General features: G+C 72.0%; 15 protein-coding genes. 4 read left to right on the top strand and 11 right to left on the bottom strand.

The genetic code is table 11. The annotated features are described in order from the left end of the window. Nucleotides 1–158: 158 nt before the first annotated feature. Both AB0C01_RS10250 and AB0C01_RS10245 read left to right on the top strand, forming a co-directional pair. Nucleotides 159–1,865, top strand: a complete 1,707-nt coding sequence (locus AB0C01_RS10250; protein WP_357570884.1) for a DEAD/DEAH box helicase — start codon at nt 159–161, stop codon at nt 1,863–1,865. Nucleotides 1,866–1,953: 88 nt separating this feature from the next. Continuing rightward, the gene (locus AB0C01_RS10245; RefSeq protein WP_357570883.1) at nt 1,954–3,129 is read left to right on the top strand and encodes an SAM-dependent methyltransferase; all 1,176 of its coding nucleotides are present in this window, start codon (nt 1,954–1,956) and stop codon (nt 3,127–3,129) included. 10 nt (nt 3,130–3,139) lie between these two features. Here the strand turns inward: AB0C01_RS10245 and AB0C01_RS10240 are convergent, their stop codons facing one another. Continuing rightward, nucleotides 3,140–3,595, bottom strand: a complete 456-nt coding sequence (locus tag AB0C01_RS10240) for a hypothetical protein (RefSeq protein ID WP_357253691.1) — start codon at nt 3,593–3,595, stop codon at nt 3,140–3,142. 248 nt (nt 3,596–3,843) lie between these two features. Between AB0C01_RS10240 and AB0C01_RS10235 the strand changes: the two genes are divergently transcribed. Beyond that, the gene (locus AB0C01_RS10235; protein WP_357253694.1) at nt 3,844–4,260 is read left to right on the top strand and encodes a helix-turn-helix domain-containing protein; all 417 of its coding nucleotides are present in this window, start codon (nt 3,844–3,846) and stop codon (nt 4,258–4,260) included. A 77-nt stretch (nt 4,261–4,337) separates the two neighbouring features. Here the strand turns inward: AB0C01_RS10235 and AB0C01_RS10230 are convergent, their stop codons facing one another. The 3 genes from AB0C01_RS10230 to AB0C01_RS10220 form a co-directional block, all read right to left on the bottom strand. After that, nucleotides 4,338–5,384, bottom strand: coding sequence for a hypothetical protein (locus AB0C01_RS10230; RefSeq protein ID WP_357570882.1), 1,047 nt, complete (start codon nt 5,382–5,384; stop codon nt 4,338–4,340). 133 nt (nt 5,385–5,517) lie between these two features. Next, on the bottom strand, nt 5,518–7,638 hold the full coding sequence (locus tag AB0C01_RS10225; RefSeq protein ID WP_357253965.1) for a RecQ family ATP-dependent DNA helicase: 2,121 nt from the start codon (nt 7,636–7,638) through the stop codon (nt 5,518–5,520). Nucleotides 7,639–7,697: 59 nt separating this feature from the next. Beyond that, nucleotides 7,698–9,494 carry a BTAD domain-containing putative transcriptional regulator gene (locus AB0C01_RS10220; protein ID WP_357570881.1) on the bottom strand — a complete coding sequence of 599 codons (1,797 nt, stop codon included), beginning with the start codon at nt 9,492–9,494 and terminating at the stop codon, nt 7,698–7,700. A gap of 141 nt (nt 9,495–9,635) precedes the next feature. Between AB0C01_RS10220 and AB0C01_RS10215 the strand changes: the two genes are divergently transcribed. Further along, nucleotides 9,636–10,457: a hypothetical protein gene (locus AB0C01_RS10215; RefSeq protein ID WP_357253961.1), complete on the top strand. Its 822-nt coding sequence runs from the start codon at nt 9,636–9,638 to the stop codon at nt 10,455–10,457. 59 nt (nt 10,458–10,516) lie between these two features. On the opposite strand, the gene AB0C01_RS10210 is transcribed toward AB0C01_RS10215, so the two are convergent. The 7 genes from AB0C01_RS10210 to AB0C01_RS10180 all read right to left on the bottom strand — a co-directional run bounded on the left by AB0C01_RS10210 (nt 10,517) and on the right by AB0C01_RS10180 (nt 17,855). After that, nucleotides 10,517–11,263 (bottom strand): SDR family oxidoreductase, encoded by a 747-nt coding sequence (locus AB0C01_RS10210; RefSeq protein ID WP_357570880.1) that lies wholly within the window; start codon nt 11,261–11,263, stop codon nt 10,517–10,519. A gap of 104 nt (nt 11,264–11,367) precedes the next feature. After that, nucleotides 11,368–12,471: a branched-chain amino acid ABC transporter permease gene (locus AB0C01_RS10205; protein ID WP_357570879.1), complete on the bottom strand. Its 1,104-nt coding sequence runs from the start codon at nt 12,469–12,471 to the stop codon at nt 11,368–11,370. Then, nucleotides 12,468–13,358, bottom strand: a complete 891-nt coding sequence (locus AB0C01_RS10200; RefSeq protein ID WP_357253956.1) for a branched-chain amino acid ABC transporter permease — start codon at nt 13,356–13,358, stop codon at nt 12,468–12,470. The genes AB0C01_RS10205 and AB0C01_RS10200 overlap by 4 nt, the downstream gene beginning before the upstream one ends. Next, complete coding sequence (locus AB0C01_RS10195; protein WP_357253954.1) at nt 13,358–14,083, bottom strand: ABC transporter ATP-binding protein; 726 nt, start codon at nt 14,081–14,083, stop codon at nt 13,358–13,360. The genes AB0C01_RS10200 and AB0C01_RS10195 overlap by 1 nt, the downstream gene beginning before the upstream one ends. Further along, on the bottom strand, nt 14,083–14,826 hold the full coding sequence (locus AB0C01_RS10190) for an ABC transporter ATP-binding protein (protein ID WP_357253952.1): 744 nt from the start codon (nt 14,824–14,826) through the stop codon (nt 14,083–14,085). The genes AB0C01_RS10195 and AB0C01_RS10190 overlap by 1 nt, the downstream gene beginning before the upstream one ends. 3 nt (nt 14,827–14,829) lie before the next feature. Next, a complete protein-coding gene (locus AB0C01_RS10185; protein WP_357570878.1) occupies nt 14,830–16,029 on the bottom strand; it encodes a substrate-binding domain-containing protein in 1,200 nt (399 codons plus the stop codon). A gap of 713 nt (nt 16,030–16,742) precedes the next feature. After that, nucleotides 16,743–17,855, bottom strand: a complete 1,113-nt coding sequence (locus AB0C01_RS10180; protein ID WP_357253948.1) for a glycerophosphodiester phosphodiesterase — start codon at nt 17,853–17,855, stop codon at nt 16,743–16,745. Nucleotides 17,856–17,918 lie beyond the last annotated feature (63 nt).

The following is a 17,918-nucleotide window of genomic DNA, read 5'->3' as shown; positions in this document are numbered from 1 at the left end:
AGTTGCCGTGGGCGCCGATCTGATCGACGTTCAGCCCGCGGCGCGCGTGCGGCCCGGTCCGGCTCGGCAATCTGCCGCCGACCGTGTGGCCCGCGTCATACCGAACGCGCCCTGAGGACATGACGGGCGCACCCACGAGAGGGCACCCCCACATCCACATGAGCGACCTGACTCAAGATTTGCTGGACGGCCAGGAACTGGCCCCCACCGCCCCGGTTCGACCGGAGGCCCCCACGTTCGCCGCCCTCGGCGCCCGCGCCGAGACCGTCGAGGCCCTGGCCTCGGCCGGCATCACCCGCGCCTTCGCCATCCAGGAGTACGCGATCCCGATCGCGCTGCGCGGCGTCGACCTGATCGGTCAGGCGCCCACCGGCACCGGCAAGACCCTCGGTTTCGGCGTACCGCTGCTGGACCGGGTCTTCGCCCCGGGCGAGGGCAGCGACGGCGTCCCCCAGGCGCTCGTCGTCGTCCCCACCCGTGAGCTGGGCATCCAGGTCGCCAAAGACCTGGCCGCCGCCGGCCGGACGCGTGGCGTCCGGGTGCTGCCGATCTACGGCGGCGTGGCGTACGAGCCGCAGATCGACGCGCTGCGCAAGGGCGTCGAGATCCTGGTCGGCACCCCCGGCCGGCTGATGGACCTGCAGAAGCAGAAGCACCTCCGACTGGACCGGGTGCACGCGCTCGTCCTCGACGAGGCCGACCGGATGCTCGACCTGGGCTTCCTCGACGACGTCGAGAAGATCCTGGCGATGCTCCCGGAAGACCGCCAGACGATGCTCTTCTCGGCCACCATGCCGGACCCGATCGTCACCCTGTCGCGGCGTTTCCTGCGCCAGCCGATGACGATCCACGCCGGGCACACCGCCGAGACCGGTCCGTCGCCGCAGACCCAGCAGCTGGTCTACCGCACCCACTCGATGAACAAGGTCGAGGTGGTGGCGCGCATCCTCCAGGCGGAGGGGCGTGGGCTGACCATGATCTTCACGCGTACCAAGCGGGCCGCCGACCGGGTCGCCGAGGACCTCGACTTCCGCGGGTTCGCGGTCGCGGCGGTGCACGGTGACCTCGGCCAGGGTGCTCGCGAGCGGGCACTGCGCGCCTTCCGGGCCGGCAAGATCGACATCCTGGTCGCCACCGACGTGGCGGCCCGCGGGCTGGACGTCACAGGCGTCACCCACGTCATCAACTACGACTGCCCGGAAGACCAGGACACCTACACCCACCGGATCGGTCGTACCGGCCGGGCCGGCGCGACGGGCGTCGCGGTGACCTTCGTCGACTGGGACGACATGCCGCGCTGGCGGATCATCGACAAGACCCTCGGTCTGGAGATGCCGGAGCCGCCGGAGACGTACCACACGTCGCCGCACCTCTACACCGACCTGCACATCCCGACCGAGGTCAGCGGCACCCTGCCGACGGCCGAGCGCACCCGGGCCGGGCTGTCCGCCGAGATCGAAGAGGATCTGGGTGGCACGACCCGCTCCCGCCGGGGCGACAGTGGCGGCGGCCGGAGCCCCCGACGCGGCGAGAGCCGTGGCGAGGGCCGTGGCGAGCGCCGTGGTCGGGGTGACGGTCGTCGGGACCGCTCCGACGCCGGCACGCCGGCCGTCGCCGAGGCCCCCGTCGCCGACGTGCCCGTCGGCGACGCGGGCGAGGAAGGCACCCGTACCCCCCGCCGTCGGCGTCGCCGCCGGGCCGGCGAGGCGGTCGCGGGCGAGCCGACCGCGGTGATCACCGCCGACGCCGGCCCCACCGAGCCGGTCGCCGCGTCCGACGGCGAGGCGTCGAAGCCGCGCCGCCGTCGACGCCGCCGTGGTGGCGGTTCCGATGCGGGTACGCCGGCCGAAGCGACAGCCGACTGACCACCAGCAACACCTGACATCCCCCGCACCGCCTCGCGCGGTGCGGGGGATGTTCCCTTCTCCCACCCCACCTGCCGGGAATGGAACGATGCCGGAATCACTGGAAGCCGCCCTGACCGAGGTCCGAGCCTTGCTGCTCGACCCCGCGCTGACCCGGGCGGTTGCCGCCGGACGCCGCCGCGGGCGCCGCCCCACCGTCGAGCGGGCGGAACTGCGGCCGGTAGCGCTCAAGGCCGGGCCGCGAATGCAGATCACCACGTCCGACGGCGCTCGCCCGTACACCCGCAACCTCGCCGCCGGCCCGGACGCCGCTGCGGCGGTCGACGAACTGCTGGCCGAGCCGTTCGGCAACTGGCACGTGGAGACGACCGCGGCGACGCTGCAACTACGGGTGACCAAGTCCGGTGAGGCGCAGGTGCACCGGGCCGCGGCGTCCCGCCCGGCAGCCGCGCCGAACGGCAACGATCGGGCGAAGGAGTACCTGCTCGACCCCGGGGACCCGATCTTCGCCGAGATCGGCGGCTCGGCGGCCAAGCGCCGCCAGGTGGACGCGTTCCTGCGCGCGCTGGCGGCGACCCTGCCCGACGACCTGACCGGTCCGCTCCGGGTGGTCGACCTGGGCTGCGGCAACGCCTACCTGACCTTCGCCGCGTACCGCTACCTGACGACTCGTGGGCTCGACGTGCAGTTGGTCGGCGTGGACGTCCGGGAGGACCAGCGGCGGCGCAACACCGAGCTGGCCCAGCGGTTGGGCTGGGCCGACCGGATCAGCTTCGTGGCTGGCACGATCGCCGACGCCGTCGTCGACCCCGCCCCCGACCTGGTGCTGGCGCTGCACGCCTGCGACACCGCCACCGACGAGGCGCTGGCCCGTGCGGTGCGCTGGGAGGCCCGCTGGGTGCTGGCCGCACCGTGCTGTCACCACGACCTGGCCAAGCAGCTCCGCGCCCATCCGGCTCCGACCCCATACGAGCTGCTGACCCGGCAGGGCATCCTGCGGGAGCGCTTGGCCGACGTGCTCACCGACGCGCTGCGGGCCGGGCTGCTGCGGGTGCACGGCTACCGGACCGAGGTGGTGGAGTTCGTGGACTCCCAGCACACGCCCCGCAACCTGCTGATCCGCGCCCGACGCACCGGCGCCGAGGCGACCGGACCGCAGCGCGAGGAGTACCGCGAGCTGGTGGACCAGTGGCGGGTCACACCCCGGCTGGAGACCCTGCTGGCCGCCGACGGACAGCCGGCCGACGGGCAGCCGGCGACGTAGTCGACACGCCCTAACGACGCCGTTCGCCGTTGCCGCGATCCCGGCCACCGGTGCGCTCGCCGGCACCACGGTCGAGGACCGTCACCCGCTCGCCACCGCTCCGCTGACCGGCCCATCCGCCGTCGGCCGGGGCGGTGGGGAACGGCACCACCTTGCCCGTGCTCTCGGCGTTGCCGGCTGCCGCGAAGGCGTTCCAGGAGATGTCGACAAGCAGCTTCTTCATCTCCGCGTGCCGGATGGCGGCGTTGTGTTGCAACGCCATCCGGGCACCCAGCACCACGCCGACGAGCGTGGTGGTGATCGCGCCGGTAGCCGCCAGCACGTGTTGGCCGGTCGCCGAGTCGGCGCGGAGCACCAGGACCAGCAGCCAGATCCAGAACCCGGCGGCGAAGACGCCAGCCTTGGCGACGAAGAAGAGGCTGACCGCACCGGGCTGGTACGGCTGGGGGCGGCTCGATTCGGCCATGGTGCTCCTCGGCGGTGGTCTGGTCGAACATGGCTGGCGTTCAGACGCCATGCCGGGGCGGGCACCGAGCCTAATGGAAGAACGACAGTGATCGCTCGATGCAATTTTCATTCTGCACACACGCTTCCAGAGAAAAGTCTCATCCACGGGACAGTTTGTGCGCTCAGTCAATTGTTTCGCGCCCCGGGCGTACTACCCTCGGAAGGCGCATCGTCCCGGTGCTCCGGTAGGGGGGAAGACACGCAGGGATGGGATCAGCCGACGTAACACCGCAAATGGCCTTCGCCCGCTTCGTTCGGCGCGCCATCGACGACGCCCGCGACGACCGTGGCTGGACCGTGACCGATCTTGCCGCGCACACCGGTGTGGGTCGCTCCACCGTGTTCCGCTGGCTGGCCGGTGACTGGCAGGACTACCCCGAACTGGCCAAGGTGCGCGGCTTCTGTGCCGCACTGGACCTGCCGGTTGCCGCCGCGTTCCGGGCGCTCGGCCTGCCCGACGCCGGCCCCACTCCCCGCCGACGCCACGACGACGGCCCGGTCGAGGCCGACGTCCGGGCCATCCTCGACCGGCTGGCCGACCCGACGGTCCCCGCCGAGGAGAAACACCACATCCGCGACCTGCTGCGCTACCTGGCCCGCCGCCCAATCCGCCGAGCCGGCTAACCCACCCCACGCCCGCGCCCCGCTCCCGCCGCGCTCAGGCCGTTGAGGATGGTGGGGGTGCGGGCGCGGGGGCGGGCCTAGGGGACGGTTAGGGTGAATTCGGCGGTTTTGACCTCGGCGTCTACCTGGAAGTCCAGGTAGAGGCGGTAGCGGCCTGGACCGGGAGTGGTCAACCAGAACTTGACCTGGCCGTCCACCAGTTCCGGCTCCGGGTGCACGTGCAGGTAGCCGAGGTCGCCCTCGCGCAACGCCACCAGGTGCCCGTACGCCCCGAGGTACCGCTCCAGCGGGGCGGCACCGCCGGCGCCGTCGATCCGGAAGGTCACCGGCACCGTCGCACCGGCCTGCGGAGTCCCCAGGTAGCCGACGGTGAACCCGTCCACCGTCGTCGAGGTGGCCGGGGCGGGCAGCGACCGAGGCCGGTAGTCGCCGGGCACGACCAGGTCGGCGCCGAGGGTCACCGCGGTCTGCGCGCCGTTGTCGGCGACCACGGTGAAGTCGGCGTACGCGCGCCAGACGCCGGGCTGCGCGAGGGTCAACGGCACCGACCAGGTGCCATCCGCTGCCATGGTCGGATGCAGGTGCTGGTAACCGGTCAGGTCCCGCCGGACGACGATGAGGTGCAGCGGCTTGTCGTGCACGATGGCGAACCGGGTGACCGGCCGGCGCTGCGCGTCGCGTACCTGGAAGCGGAGCTGACCGGGGCGACCCGCCGCGAACTCGGTGACCAGGGGGGCCAGGGTGAACCCGGCCGCGCTGACCGCCAGCCCGCCCGGCTCGGTGGGCGCGCCCTGATCGGTGGTCGTGGCGGAGCCGTGGTTGTGCGGCGCGACGCCCGGCGGGTCGGTGTGCTCGGCGGCCAACGACGGGCTGCCGGTGGTCCCCGTGGCGTTCACCCGGCCGAGGCCGAAGCCGAGCAGCACCGCCAGCACCAACCCGCCGACCACCAACGCCAGCCGGAGTGTGCTCCGATCCGGTGCGGCGGAGACCGGGTCAGACACCGCCGCCGAATCGGAGACCCGGTCAGAGACCAGCGCCGGATCGGGGACCCGGTCAGAGATCACCACCGCGTCGGGGACCTGGTCAGGCACCACCGGCACGGCGGCGGGGCGCTGGTCGGTCATGCCGCCCACCGTACCGCCGCGACGGACCACCCCGGTCCGACGCCCGGACGGCGTGGCGACCGTCGCATTCGCCGCCGCCCGGGAACTATCCGGCACCGACGTGCGCGCGGCGGTCCACCCGGGTCGCGGCAGGTCAGCCGGCCACGGCGAGGGCGAGCGGGAGCACGTCGGGCGCGCCCGCCCGGCGCAGTGCCCGAGCCACCAGGGTCATCGTCCAGCCCGAGTCGACCAGGTCGTCGACGAGCAGCACCGGGCCGTCCAGGCCGGCCACGGCGTCGGCCAGGTCGACCGGCACGGTGAACGTGTCGTGCAGCGCGCGCACCCGTTGGGCGCTGTTGCCGCGCGGACCGGCCGGCCCACCCGGACCGGCCGGGGTGACCTCGCCGAGCAGCGGCAACCGGCCCACGGCGGCGATCCGTTCGGCCAACGAGCCGACCAGCCGGGGTCGTCGCCGGGAACCCACCGCGACCACACCCACCGGCCGGCGCGGCCACGGGTCGTCGCCGTGCGCCCACGCCTTCAACACCTCCACCACGGCCGCGACGACGTCGTCGGGCACCGGCGCGTCCGGCGCCTCCGGGCCGACGAGGTCGCGCAGCCGGCCGCCCCAGCCCAGGTCGGAGAGGCGCCCGACGGCCCGCCCCGGCAGCGCCTGCTCCGCGGGGGCGATCCGGCCCTTGAGGGGTACGCCCACCGCGTCCAAGCCGGTCGGCCAGAGCTTCTTGGGGGCGATCTCCACGCCAGGTCGGCCCAGGAACGTCTGCGCGGCGGCGAGCGCGGCCGTCGACACGTCGGCGACGAAGATCGGGTCGGCGCACCTGTCGCACCGCCCGCAGTCGGCCGCCCCGGCGTCGTCCAGGCACTCCCGTAGATACCGCATCCGGCAGTCGGGCGTGGTCGCGTACTCCCGCATGGCCTGTTGCTCGACGGTGCGTGCCTCGGCGACGCGGCGCAACCGGGCCTCGTCGTAGACCCAGGGCTCTCCGGTGGCGAGCCAACCACCGCGCACCCGGCGGACCGCGCCGTCCACGTCGAGCACCTTGAGCATCAGTTCCAGGCGGGTCCGGCGCAGGTCGACGAGGGGTTCGAGGGCCTGGGTGCTGAGCGGGCGGTCGGTGTGCAGCGCGGCCAGCACGGCACGCACCTGCTGCTCCGGAGGGAACGCCAGCGAGGCGAAGTAGCGCCAGATGGCCGCGTCCTCGACGCCGGGCAGCAGCAGCACCTCGGCGTGCTCCACGGCGCGGCCGGCGCGGCCGACCTGCTGGTAGTACGCGATCGGTGAGGGGGGTGCGCCGAGGTGGACGACGAAGCCCAGGTCGGGTTTGTCGAAGCCCATGCCGAGCGCGCTGGTGGCGACCAACGCCTTGATCTTGTTGTCGAGCAGGTCCTGCTCGGCGGCTCGCCGGTCGGCGTCCTCGACCTGCCCCGTGTACGAGGACACCGGGTAGCCGCGGGAGCGCAGGAACTCGGCCGTCTCCCCCGCTGCCGCCACGGTCAGCGTGTACACGATGCCCGAGCCGGGCAGCTGGTCCAGGTGGTCGGCGAGCCAGGCCAACCGGTGCGCCGGGCTGGGCAGGTCGAGCACACCGAGGCGCAGCGACTCGCGGTCCAGGGTGCCGCGCAGGACGAGGGCGTCACCCAACTGCTCCGCCACGTCCTGGGTGACCCGGGTGTTGGCGGTGGCGGTGGTGGCCAGCACGGGCGTGCGCTCGGGCAGCTCGGCAAGGAACGTGCGCAGCCGCCGGTAGTCGGGGCGGAAGTCGTGCCCCCAGTCGGAGACGCAGTGCGCCTCGTCGACCACCAGCAGCCCGGTGGTCGCGGCCAGCTTGGGCAGCACGCCGTCGCGGAAGTCCGGATTGTTGAGCCGCTCCGGGCTGATCAGCAGCACGTCCACCGCACCGGTCTGGATCTCCGCGGTGATCTCGTCCCACTCGTCGAGGTTCGCCGAGTTGATCGTGCGGGCCCGGATGCCGGCCCGGGCGGCCGCCTCGACCTGGTTGCGCATCAACGCCAGAAGCGGCGACACGATGACCGTCGGGCCGTGCTCGCCGCCCTCCCGCAGCAGGGCGGTGGCCACGAAGTAGACAGCCGACTTGCCCCAACCGGTGCGCTGCACACAGAGCACCCGCCGCCGGTCGACGACCAGCGCTTCGATCGCCCGCCACTGATCTTCGCGCAGCCGGGCGTGGTCGCCGGCCAGCCGACGCAGCACCGCCTCGGCCCGTTCCCGTACCGCCGCCCGCTCGTCGCCCATCCGGCATTTCTACCAGCAACGGGAGACGTCCCTGCCCGTCGCGCCCTGTGCGGGTCGCCTCACTCGACCCGGCCGGGTGTGGGCGCGGGCGGGGCGGGCACCGGCGGCGGGGGCAGGAAGATGAGCAGCTCGCGCAGGGAATCGGTGAGCACCGGCGGGAGGAGGCACCGGCCGGCCAGGTCCTCCATCGAGCCGAACGGCCCACGGAGCCAACGGTCCATCACCACCTGCCGTGCCTGCCCGGCGGTGATCCCGGGCAGCTCGGCGATCGTCGGCTCGCCGACCGCGTTGACGTCCACCAGGCCGCCGTCGTCGAAGGTGCGGTACAGGTCGGGCCGACCGATGTGCAGCTCCTGCCGCGCCGCCGGATAGTGGTGGAGCAGGTAGCGGGCCTGCTCACGGCGGACCCGACGGTCGTCGACCACCGGCGGAGGCGACCCCGCGATCCGATTGGTGAGGGCCGACCAGAGCGCGCCGTTGAGCAGAATCGTGTGCACGACCCCGATCAGCCAGACGAGCAACCAGGCCACGACCAGGAGACCTTCGGTGTCGCTCATCTCCTCCGAGTCGCTGTTGCCGAATATCGCGATGATCGTGGCGGTCAGCGACAGATAACCCACACCGATGAGTCCGTTGCGCCAGCTTCGCCGCCAAGTGGCGTAGAGCAGGACCACCAGCCAGGTGAGCAGACCGAAGGAGAACACCGCGGTCAGCGTGCCGACGATCGTCACGCTGACACTCAGCCAGCTCGGCGCCGACTGCCCCCGGGTGTTCCGGGACGGATGCCCGTCCGGGGGCACCGCGACCGGAAACGGAACGGGCGGTGGGGTGAACGCGACAGCCGGCGACCCGGGCGGGCTGGGCTGCGCGGTCGGCGGCGGCAGGGGCGGAGCGGCCGGCGTTGGTACGGGCGGCACGGGCGGCGTTGGTACGGGCGGCACGGGCGGCGTTGGTACGGGCGGCGTTGGCGCGGCCGGCACGGGCGTCGGTGACGGTGCCGCCGGCGCGGGCGGGTCGGCTGGTTGTCGAGGGCTGGGAGCCGGCGTGGGTCGGGGTGGTTCCGGCTCGCTCGACGGCTTCGCCACGGTGAGGGTCGGGTCGGAGCAGAGGATGCGCCGGTGCAGGGCCTGAAGCGCCTCGCCCGGCCCGATGCCGTACTCCTCTCGGAGGAGGTCGCCGAACTCCCGGTAGGCCGCGAGCGCCTCCGCCTGCCGCCCACCGCGATAGAGCGCCAGCATGAGTTGGTGCCGCGGTCGTTCCCGGACCGGGAACTCGGCCACCAACTCCACCAGTTCCCCGACCATCTCCCGGTGCCGGCCGAGGTCCAGCATCAGGTCGGCCCGGGTCTCCAACGCCACGGCCCGCAGTTCGATCAACCGTTGCCGGGCCGCCTCCAGGAACGGCCCGGTGAAGCCGGTGAACGGCTCGCCCTGCCAGAGCGCCAAGGCGGAGGCCAGTTCGGTCAACGCCTCAGCGGCACGACCCTCGGCCCGTCGCTGCCGGGCGCGGTGGATCCCCCGCTGGAAACGGACCGCGTCGACCGCGTCCGGATCGACGCGGAGCAGGTACCCGGCATCGGTCAGGCTCAACACCTGGCCCGGCGTACGCGGCGACCGCTCCGGCTCCAACACCCGGCGCAACCCGGCGACGTACTTCTGCACCACGTTGGGGCCGTTCGCGGGCGGATCCTCCGGCCAGACCGCCTCGACGATCTGCCCGGTGGACACCGGACGGCCTGCGGAGAGCAGCAGCACGGTCAGCACAGCACGCTGTTTGCCGGGGCCGAGGTCGATCTCGCGGTCGGCGTACCAGGCCCGCTGAAGCCCGAGGATCTCGAAACGCAGCGTTGCTGACATGCCTATTCCCGCTCCTGACACCTCCGGCAGCGCCGGACGGCAGTGCCCGGCAGCCGGACGGCAGCATATCGGCAGCCGCACCGCCGTGCCTGCCGACAACATGGTCATCGGCACCAGCCACGCAGCGAGAAAGAGAATGTGATGACACAGGCAACGGGCACCGCGAGCACCACCCGCCGCACGGTCGGCGTGATCGCCGCCATGCTGGCCACGACCACCCTGCTCGGCGGGTGCGGACCCAAGAGCGAACCGACCTCGGCGCCGCAGAGCAGCCCGAGCGCCAGCCCGACCGCCGACCCGAAGCAGGTGCTCCTGGATGCCGTCCCGGACGGGGCCGAGGGGACGTTCCGGTTCAGTGGCAGGGACGCGTCCAGCACGATCGCCGGACGAGTCGACCCGGACGCGAAGGGCGTCGAGCTGAACACCACGATTCCGCCCGGCGCGGATGGCATCACCGTCAAGATGTCGGTGCTGATCATTGCCGAGGAGGCCTGGATGAAGATCAAGTTGACCGGCCAGGCGGGCCTGCCGAAGTTCCCGGACAAGTGGATGAAGCTGGACCGCACCAAGCTCGCCGACAGCGAGACCATTCCGGCCTACGACGGCGTCGACCAGGGCAACGTGGGTCCGCTCATCCAGGCGGCCACCTCGGTGGAGGAGAAGAGCCCCGGGCAGTACGCCGGAGTCATCGACGTCAGCACCGGTAACGCCGCAGAGGTGTTGGAGGAGGGTGAGGCGGCGGCGCTTGGCGAGGCGGGCAAGACGGTGCCGTTCACCGCTGTCGTCGGCGCGGACAAGCGGCTGTCCTCGCTGACGCTGAAGATCCCGGCGGCCGGCAAGGCGAAGGCGTACGACTACGTCGTCAACTACGCCGACTACGGCACCACTCCGAAGATCAGCGTGCCGGCCGGCGCCGCCGCGACGATCGCGCCGAAGATGGCGTACGAGATCTTGAACGGCTGACCGACCACGTAGGAGGACGGCGACCACACGGGGGTCGCCGCCCTCCTGTGTTCGTGTGGTCAGCGGCCGAGGACCGAGCCCCCGTTGACGCCGAGGACCTGGCCGGTGACGTATCCGGCGGCCGGGCTCGCGAGATAGCGGGCGGCCTCGGCGATGTCGTCCGGCAGACCGGCCCGCCCGACCAGGGTCGCCGCCACCCGCTGCGCGTGCCCCTCGGCGGTCATCCGGTCGCCGAAGAACTCGGTTTCCGCGACATAACCGGGGCTCACCACGTTGACCGTGATCTGGTCCGGGCCGAGCCTCGCCGCCAGGTCGTACGCCCAACCGTGCAGGGCCGCCTTCGCGGCCGAGTACGCCCCACCGCCGCCACGCTGGGCGGCGATCGAGCTGACCAGGATCACCCGCCCGCCGGGCCGACGCAGGACCGGCCGCAGCGCCTCGGTCAGCAGCACGGCGGTGAGCACGTTGGCGTCCAGGTTGGCCCGCCAGTGCGCGGCGGTCCCCTCCAACGTGGAGGTGTCCCCGCCCAGGTAGCCGCCGGCGTTGTTGACCACCACGTCGACCGGCCGACCGCCGACCGCCGCGAGCACCCGGTCGAGCTGCTCCGGCTCGGTCAGGTCCGCGGTCACGGGTGTCACGGCGTCCGGCCGCCCGCAGTCGACCGAGATCTGCGAGGCGGCGGCCGACAACACGTCCGCGCGCCGCCCGACGATCAGTACGTCGTACCCGTCCCGAACGAGCGAACCGGCAACGGCCGCCCCGATCCCGGTCCCACCCCCACTGACAACAGCGACCCGAGAGTCCATCTCCCCAACCTCCCCCTGCACCGAAACCCGTCGATCATGAAGTTATCGCCATCCGCCGTGTTGTGGCGATAACTCCATGATCGACGGGCTCAGAGGGGGTGGGGTTAGCGTGGGGGGCGGAGGGAGCGGGTTAGGTGGGTTAGGCGGGGGGCCAGGCTGGTCAGGCCTCCTGGGAAGAAGTAGACGGCCAGGATGAAGACCGTGCCCAGGACGAACAGCGGCTGGCTCAGCGGGCGGCTGAGGACGGCCGGCAGGTTGTCCACCGCGTCGCTCGTGCCGAACGCGGTGAGCCGGTGGTCCAGGTACATGTAGAGGACGCCGCCGAGCACCGGCCCCCAGCGGGTGCCCGGACCGCCGAGCACCACCATGACCAGCAGCGACAGGGTCAGCTCGGAGGACGTGATGTGCGGTGAGGCACCGCCGACGATCAGGACGTAGACCACCCCGCCCGCCGACGCCAGCCCGCCGGCGAGGGTGAACGCCACCAGCTTGTAGCGGTACGGGTCCAGCCCGAGCACACCGATCCGCCGCTCGTCGTCCCGCAGACCGGCGAGCACCCGACCGGTCGGTGACCCGCTCACCCGGTGCACCACGAAGACCACAAGCGTCAGGTACGCGAGCGCCAGCCAGTACAGGTTGACGGTGTTGGTCACGCCGACCAGCCCGGCGGGCAGCCCGGACACGTCCAGCGGCAGGCCCTCCTCGCCGCCGGTGAGCCCGCCGAAGTCCCGGGCCACCAGGATCGCGCCGACCTGGGCGAAGGCCAGCGTGACCATGGCGAACGCGATACCCACGGTCCGCAGCGCCACCGCGCCGAGCAACGCGGCGAGGACCGTCCCGCCGGTGATGGTCAGCAACGCCGCCTGCCACAGCGGCAGACCGGCCCGGGTGATGAGGATGTCGGTGCCGTACACGCCGGCGGCGAAGTACAGCGCGTGCCCGAAGGAGAGCATGCCGGTCCGGCCGAAGAGCAGGTCGTAACCGGCCGCCAGGCCACCGAAGATCAGGCAGATGGCGAGCAGTTGCAGGGTGCCGGGCGAGTTGACCGGCCCCTCGAAGATCCCCGGCAGGGAGATCGTCGAGTACGGCAGGATCGCCAGCACCACCACCGCGACCAGCGGCAGGAACGGGCGCACCCGGTGCCACCGCCCCCGCTGCGGGGTCAACTCGTCGGGCACCTGCGCCGGAGGCGCGTCGATCACCGTCATGCCGTTGCCACCTTTCCGGCGATGCCCTGCGGACGCAGCAGCAGCACCACGGCCAGCAGCCCGACCACGCAGATGTCGCCGAGCCCGGACGTGCCGTAGTAGTTGACGAACTGCTGCACCAGCCCGACCACGACCGCCGCGTACGCGGAGCCGACCACCGAGCCCATCCCACCGATCACCACCACGATGAACGCGAAGATCAGCAGTGAGCTGCCCTGGCCGGGCGAGACGGTGCCGAAGTAGACCCCGCCGAGCGCCCCGGCGAGCGCGGCGGCCGCCCCACCGATCGCGAAGACCAGGGTGAACGCCTTGCGCACGTCGATGCCCAGCGCGGTCACCATCTCCCGGTTCTCCACGCCGGCCCGGATCACCAGCCCGTACCGGGTCCAGCGCAGGAACGCCAGGATCGCGCCGAGCACCAGCACCGCCGCGATGATCAGCAGCAGGCCACCGTTGGGCACCTGCGCGCCGAGGATCGCGGTCACCTGCCGGGTCCAGTCCGGACGCGGGAACGGCCGGGCGTCCGCACCCCAGGTGGCCTGCAACAACGCCACCCCGGCGAGGGACAGGCCGACGGTGACGAGCACCTGTTCGATGGTGCGGGAGTAGAGCGGGCGGATCAGCACCAGCTCGACCAGGATCGCCACCAGCGTGCCGGCGGCCACCCCGAAGGCGACCGCGAGCACGAAGCCGAACCCGTCGGAGCCCGCGCCCGGCAGGTTGCCGGCCGCCCACCAGGTGCCGTACGCGCCCACGCCGAGGAACAGCCCGTGCGCGAAGTTGAGCACGTCGGCCAGGCCGAAGACCAGGGACAGGCCGGACGCGACCAGGAAGTACAGCGCCGCCAGGCCGAGCCCGGTCAACGTCAACAGGATCACGGTCCCCATCAGTGGGACACCTCCGCCGAGCCCACACCCAGCAACGACTTGGTCAACGCGGTCTCCAACAGCAACTCGTGGGCGTCGCCGGTCCAGGCCACCTTGCCGGCGGCCAGCACCACCGCATCGCGGGCCAGCCGGCGTACCACCGCCAGGTTCTGCTCGACGAGCAGCACCGGGACCGACTCCGCGACCCGTTCCAACACCTCGGCCACCTCGGTCACCACCTTCGGCGCCAACCCCTTGGTCGGCTCGTCGACCAGCAGCAGCCGGTTGTCGTTGAGCAGCACCCGCCCGATCGCGAGCATCTGCTGCTGCCCGCCGGAGAGCGAACCCGCCCGTTGCCGTCCGCGCCGGTCCAGCTCCGGGAAGAGCGCGAAAACCTTGTCGTACGCCGGGCTGGTGCCGCGCCGTTCGGCGAGCCGCAGGTTCTCCGCGACGGTGAGGCCGGCGAACACGCAGCGGTCCTCGGGCACGTAGCCGAGCCCACCGCGGACCAGCCGGTGGGTGGGCCGGGCCAGCAGGCTCTGCGCGCCCATCCGGATGGTCCCGCGGACCTCGCCGGCGGGCGGGGTGAGGCCGACGATCGCGCGCAGCGTGGTGGTCTTGCCGACGCCGTTGCGGCCGAGCAGGACGGTCACCCCGGTCGGCGCGACCGTGAACGACACCCCCTGGAGGATGTGCAGCCCGGAGATCCGGACCGACAGGTCCTCCACCGTGAGAACTGGTTCCATCAGAGCGACTCCCCCAGGTAGGCCTCTTGCACCGTGGGGTTGGCCATCACCGTCTCCGGGGTGTCGCAGGCCAGCAGCGCGCCGTGGTGCATGACGGCGATCCGGTCGGCCAGTTCCAGGATGACGTCCATGTGGTGCTCGACCATCAGCACCGCCCGGCCGCTGTCGCCGGTCAACGACTTGATCACGGCCACCAACTCGGGTACGTCCTCGGCGCTGACCCCGGCCATCGGCTCGTCCAGCAGCATCACCCGCGGTTCGCCGGCGAGCAGCAGGGCGATCTCCAACTTGCGCTTCTCGCCGTGGGCCAGGGTGCCGGCGAGGGCCGTACCCCGGTGGGCGAGGCCGACCCGGTCGAGTGCCGTGTCGGCGGCGGCGGCGACCTCCCGGTCGGCCGCCGCCCGCCGCCACAGTGCCATCGAGCCCCCGCGGTGCGCCTGCACGGCGAGCCGGACGTTCTCCCGCACGCTGAGCGAGCCGAAGACCGAGGACGCCTGGAAGGTACGGCCCAGCCCGAGGCGTGCCCGCCGGTGCGGCGGGAGCTCCCCGATGTCCTGCCCGTCCAGGACGACCCGGCCCTCCGTGGCCCGGCGCAGGCCGGTGATCAGGTTGAACAGTGAGGTCTTGCCGGCGCCGTTCGGCCCGATCACGCCCAGGAACTCTCCGGGCGCGAGGTCGAGGTAGACGCTGTCGACGATGGCGACCTCACCGATCCGCCAGGTCAGACCGCGGGTGGCGAGCATGACTCAGCCCTTCATGGCCACGGCCGGCGGCGCGGTCTCGTCACCGGTGAGGCTCTTCTGCGCGGTCGCCGTGAACGCGGTGCCGCTGCCGGTCAGCTTGGCCTGGAACATCGGCTGGAGCAGCGCGTGGTCGGCGGCCCGGATGGTCATCTTGCCCTTGACCCCGTCGAAGCTCCAGTCCTCCAGGGCGGTGACCATCTTGTCGACGTCGTCCCCACCCTCCTGCACCGCGCGGACCACCATCTGGGCGGCGGCGAAGCCGTCCGGGTGGAACAGGTCGATGGTGCTGACCTTGGCCTTCAGCGCCTTGCTGGCCTCGGTGTCGCTGGCACCGTCGAAGTAGTGCGACAGGAAGGAGATCTTCGTGCCGGCCGCGCCGAAGGTGGGCCAGGACGAGCGGATGTCCAGGCCGGTGACGACAGTGGTGGACGAGAGCACGCCCTGCTGGTCGAGGCTCTGCCACATCGCCGGGGCGGTGGTGCCGGCCCAGGCCACGAAGAGCAGGTCCGGCTTGGCCGCCTTGATCTGGCTGGCGAACGGCGTGAACTCGGTGGCGCTGGCCGGCGCCCGGACGCTGCTCACGGTGGCGCCCGCGCCGCCGATGACGGCCTTGACGGCTGCCTCGTTGGCGTCGCCGAACGCGCCGTCCTGGGCGAAGACCACGACCTTCTTGCCGGTCGGGTCGCCGATGAACGACTTGGCGGTCACCACGTCCTGGTAGGACTGCCGCCCGGAACGGAACGTGTACTTGTTCGCGCCCGTCACCGCGTCGGTGGCGGCCGGGCCGGAGATGAACAGGACCTTGTTCTGCGCCGCGATCGGCGCGACCTGAAGCGCCACGCCGGAGGCGGTGGAACCAGCAATGATCTTCGTGCCCTTGCCGATCAGGTCCTTCGCGGCGGAGACAGCCTTGGCCGGGTCACCCGCGTCGTCGACCTCGGTCAGCTCGATCTTCCGGTCACCGACCTTGCCGGTGCCCTTCGTGGCGAAGTCCAACCCCGCCTTGAACCCCTCGATGTACTGCTTTCCGTAGCTGGCCAGGGCTCCCGACTGGGAGTACACCAGACCGACCTTGACCGGCGCGGCGTTGTCGCCGCCGCCGGTGGCGGTGTCCTGCGGGCTACCACAGGCCGTGGCGGCCAGTGCCGCAGCCATCATCGTGGCGGCGGAGAGGAACGCCCGCCGCGTGTGCCGGACCGTCATCGCGACTCCAGGGTGAGGACAGGATGCTGTGTTGTCGGCTCACGCTAGAAGTGACGTCACCCACGAGCTATGTGGCGGAAACACACAAGTAACAGGAATGAGGTGGCCGGGGGTTACAACGGGCCGCACCGCCACTCGGGAGCCCTTCCCTCCCGATGGCCCAAACCCCTACGGACCACCCGGCGGATGTGTCGCCTCGCGCCACCCGCCCCGCCCGGTCAACCGCAGGGCCCGTCGTGGTCGGCCGGGCGCGGACACCGCCGACGACCGCGGAGCAAGCTGTCACAGAAAACCTGATGCCGTACGCACTGAGTAGCCCAAACCAACCCCACCCGCCAAGCCCAGCGGCCAAGATCTGCGCAACCTCCCCGAGGTTGCTGCCTCGATCGGCTCTGAGACAGCAACCTCGGGGAAGTTGCCGCCTCAGGCCCGGCCCATCCCCTCATGGTCGTGCTCGATCCTGGATGTAGTGGCATATCGACGCGGCGACCCCACTCGATCCCGGATCGAGCACGATCTTGCGAAGTGAAACCGTCAGAAGCGGACATCGCCCTGCGCCAACCCTCGACAGAACGCGATCTTGCGAGCGGTGGCCTGGACGTGCCGCTGGCCCGTCGTCCGGGTGGCGGACGACGGGCCAGCAGATGGGCCGGGCGTGATCGGCCCGGTGGTCAGCTCGGAGCGGATCAGCTACGGGCCGACGTTCGAATGGGTCAGAGGCCGGCGCGGGCGGCGACGGCGGTGTCGGGGTGGTCGCTGAAGACGCCGTCCAGGCCCAGGCCGAGGAAGAGTTCGTACTCGGCCGTGATGTCGCCGCGCCCGTTCGGGTCGGTGCCGATCCGGAAGTCGACCGGGAGGAACTGGTTCTCCGCCCGGAACGTCCAGGAGTGCACGAGCAACCGCTCCCGGTGCGCGTCGCGCACCACGTTGGTGGGGGCGAGCAGGGCGCCGGTGGCGTCGCGGGGCACGATCAGGTTCTTGTTCGCGCCGATGCCGTCGGCGTACCCGGCGATCCACTTCAGCCCGGCCGGCGTGGCCAGGTCCTGGTAGCTGCGGGTGTCGCCGGCGGCGGTGAAGTCGTACGGGCGGCCGGTCGCGTCGAGCAGTTGGACCAGCTTGACGTCGGTCAGCTTGCTCAGGCGGCGCAGGTTGGCCGTCTCGAACGACTGGATGAAGACCGGCGAGTTCTTCCGGTCCAGCTTGTTCTGCCGCAGCACCCGCAGCAGCGGCTCCTCCAGCGGCCGGCCGATCGAGGCGAAGTAGGTGGGGTGCTTGGTCTCCGGGTAGATCCCGATGGTGCGGCCCCGTGCCCGCCCCTCGGTCCGGGCCAGGTCGATGACCTCCTGGAGGGTGGGCACCTCGAAGCGGCCGTCGAACGCGGTGTTCGCCACGCGGACCTGCGGCAGCCGCTCCTTGGCTCGCAGCGTCTTCAGCTCGGCGAGGGTGAAGTCCTCGGTGAACCAGCCGGTCACCGCGACACCGTCGATGGTCTTCGTCGCCTTACGGGCCGCGAACTCCGGGTGCGTCGACACGTCGGTGGTGCCGGAGATCTCGTTCTCGTGCCGGGCGACAAGCACCCCGTCGGAGGTGGAGACCAGGTCCGGCTCGATGTAGTCGGCGCCCATCCGGATCGCCAACCGGTAGGCCTCCACCGTGTGCTCAGGCCGGTAGCCGCTGGCGCCCCGGTGAGCGATCACGATCGGCCGGTCGTTCGCTCGGGAGCGGTCCGCGTCGGTCGCCGTGCCGGCCTCGGCCATGGTCGGCACGGCCACGGCGGCGGCGAGCAGCACGCCGGCCAGGCCGAGGGTCGGAAGGGTACGTCGCATCGCGGCTCCTGTCATCGGGGGAAAGCCGCTTCAGCAGATCGCCCCGCGTTGACCGGCAGTTGG

This window comes from Micromonospora sp. NPDC048905 (assembly GCF_040649655.1).
Classification (GTDB): Bacteria; Actinomycetota; Actinomycetes; order Mycobacteriales; family Micromonosporaceae; genus Micromonospora.
Note: the sequence above shows the minus strand (reverse complement) of the source record. Positions and strands in the feature narration are given on the sequence as shown.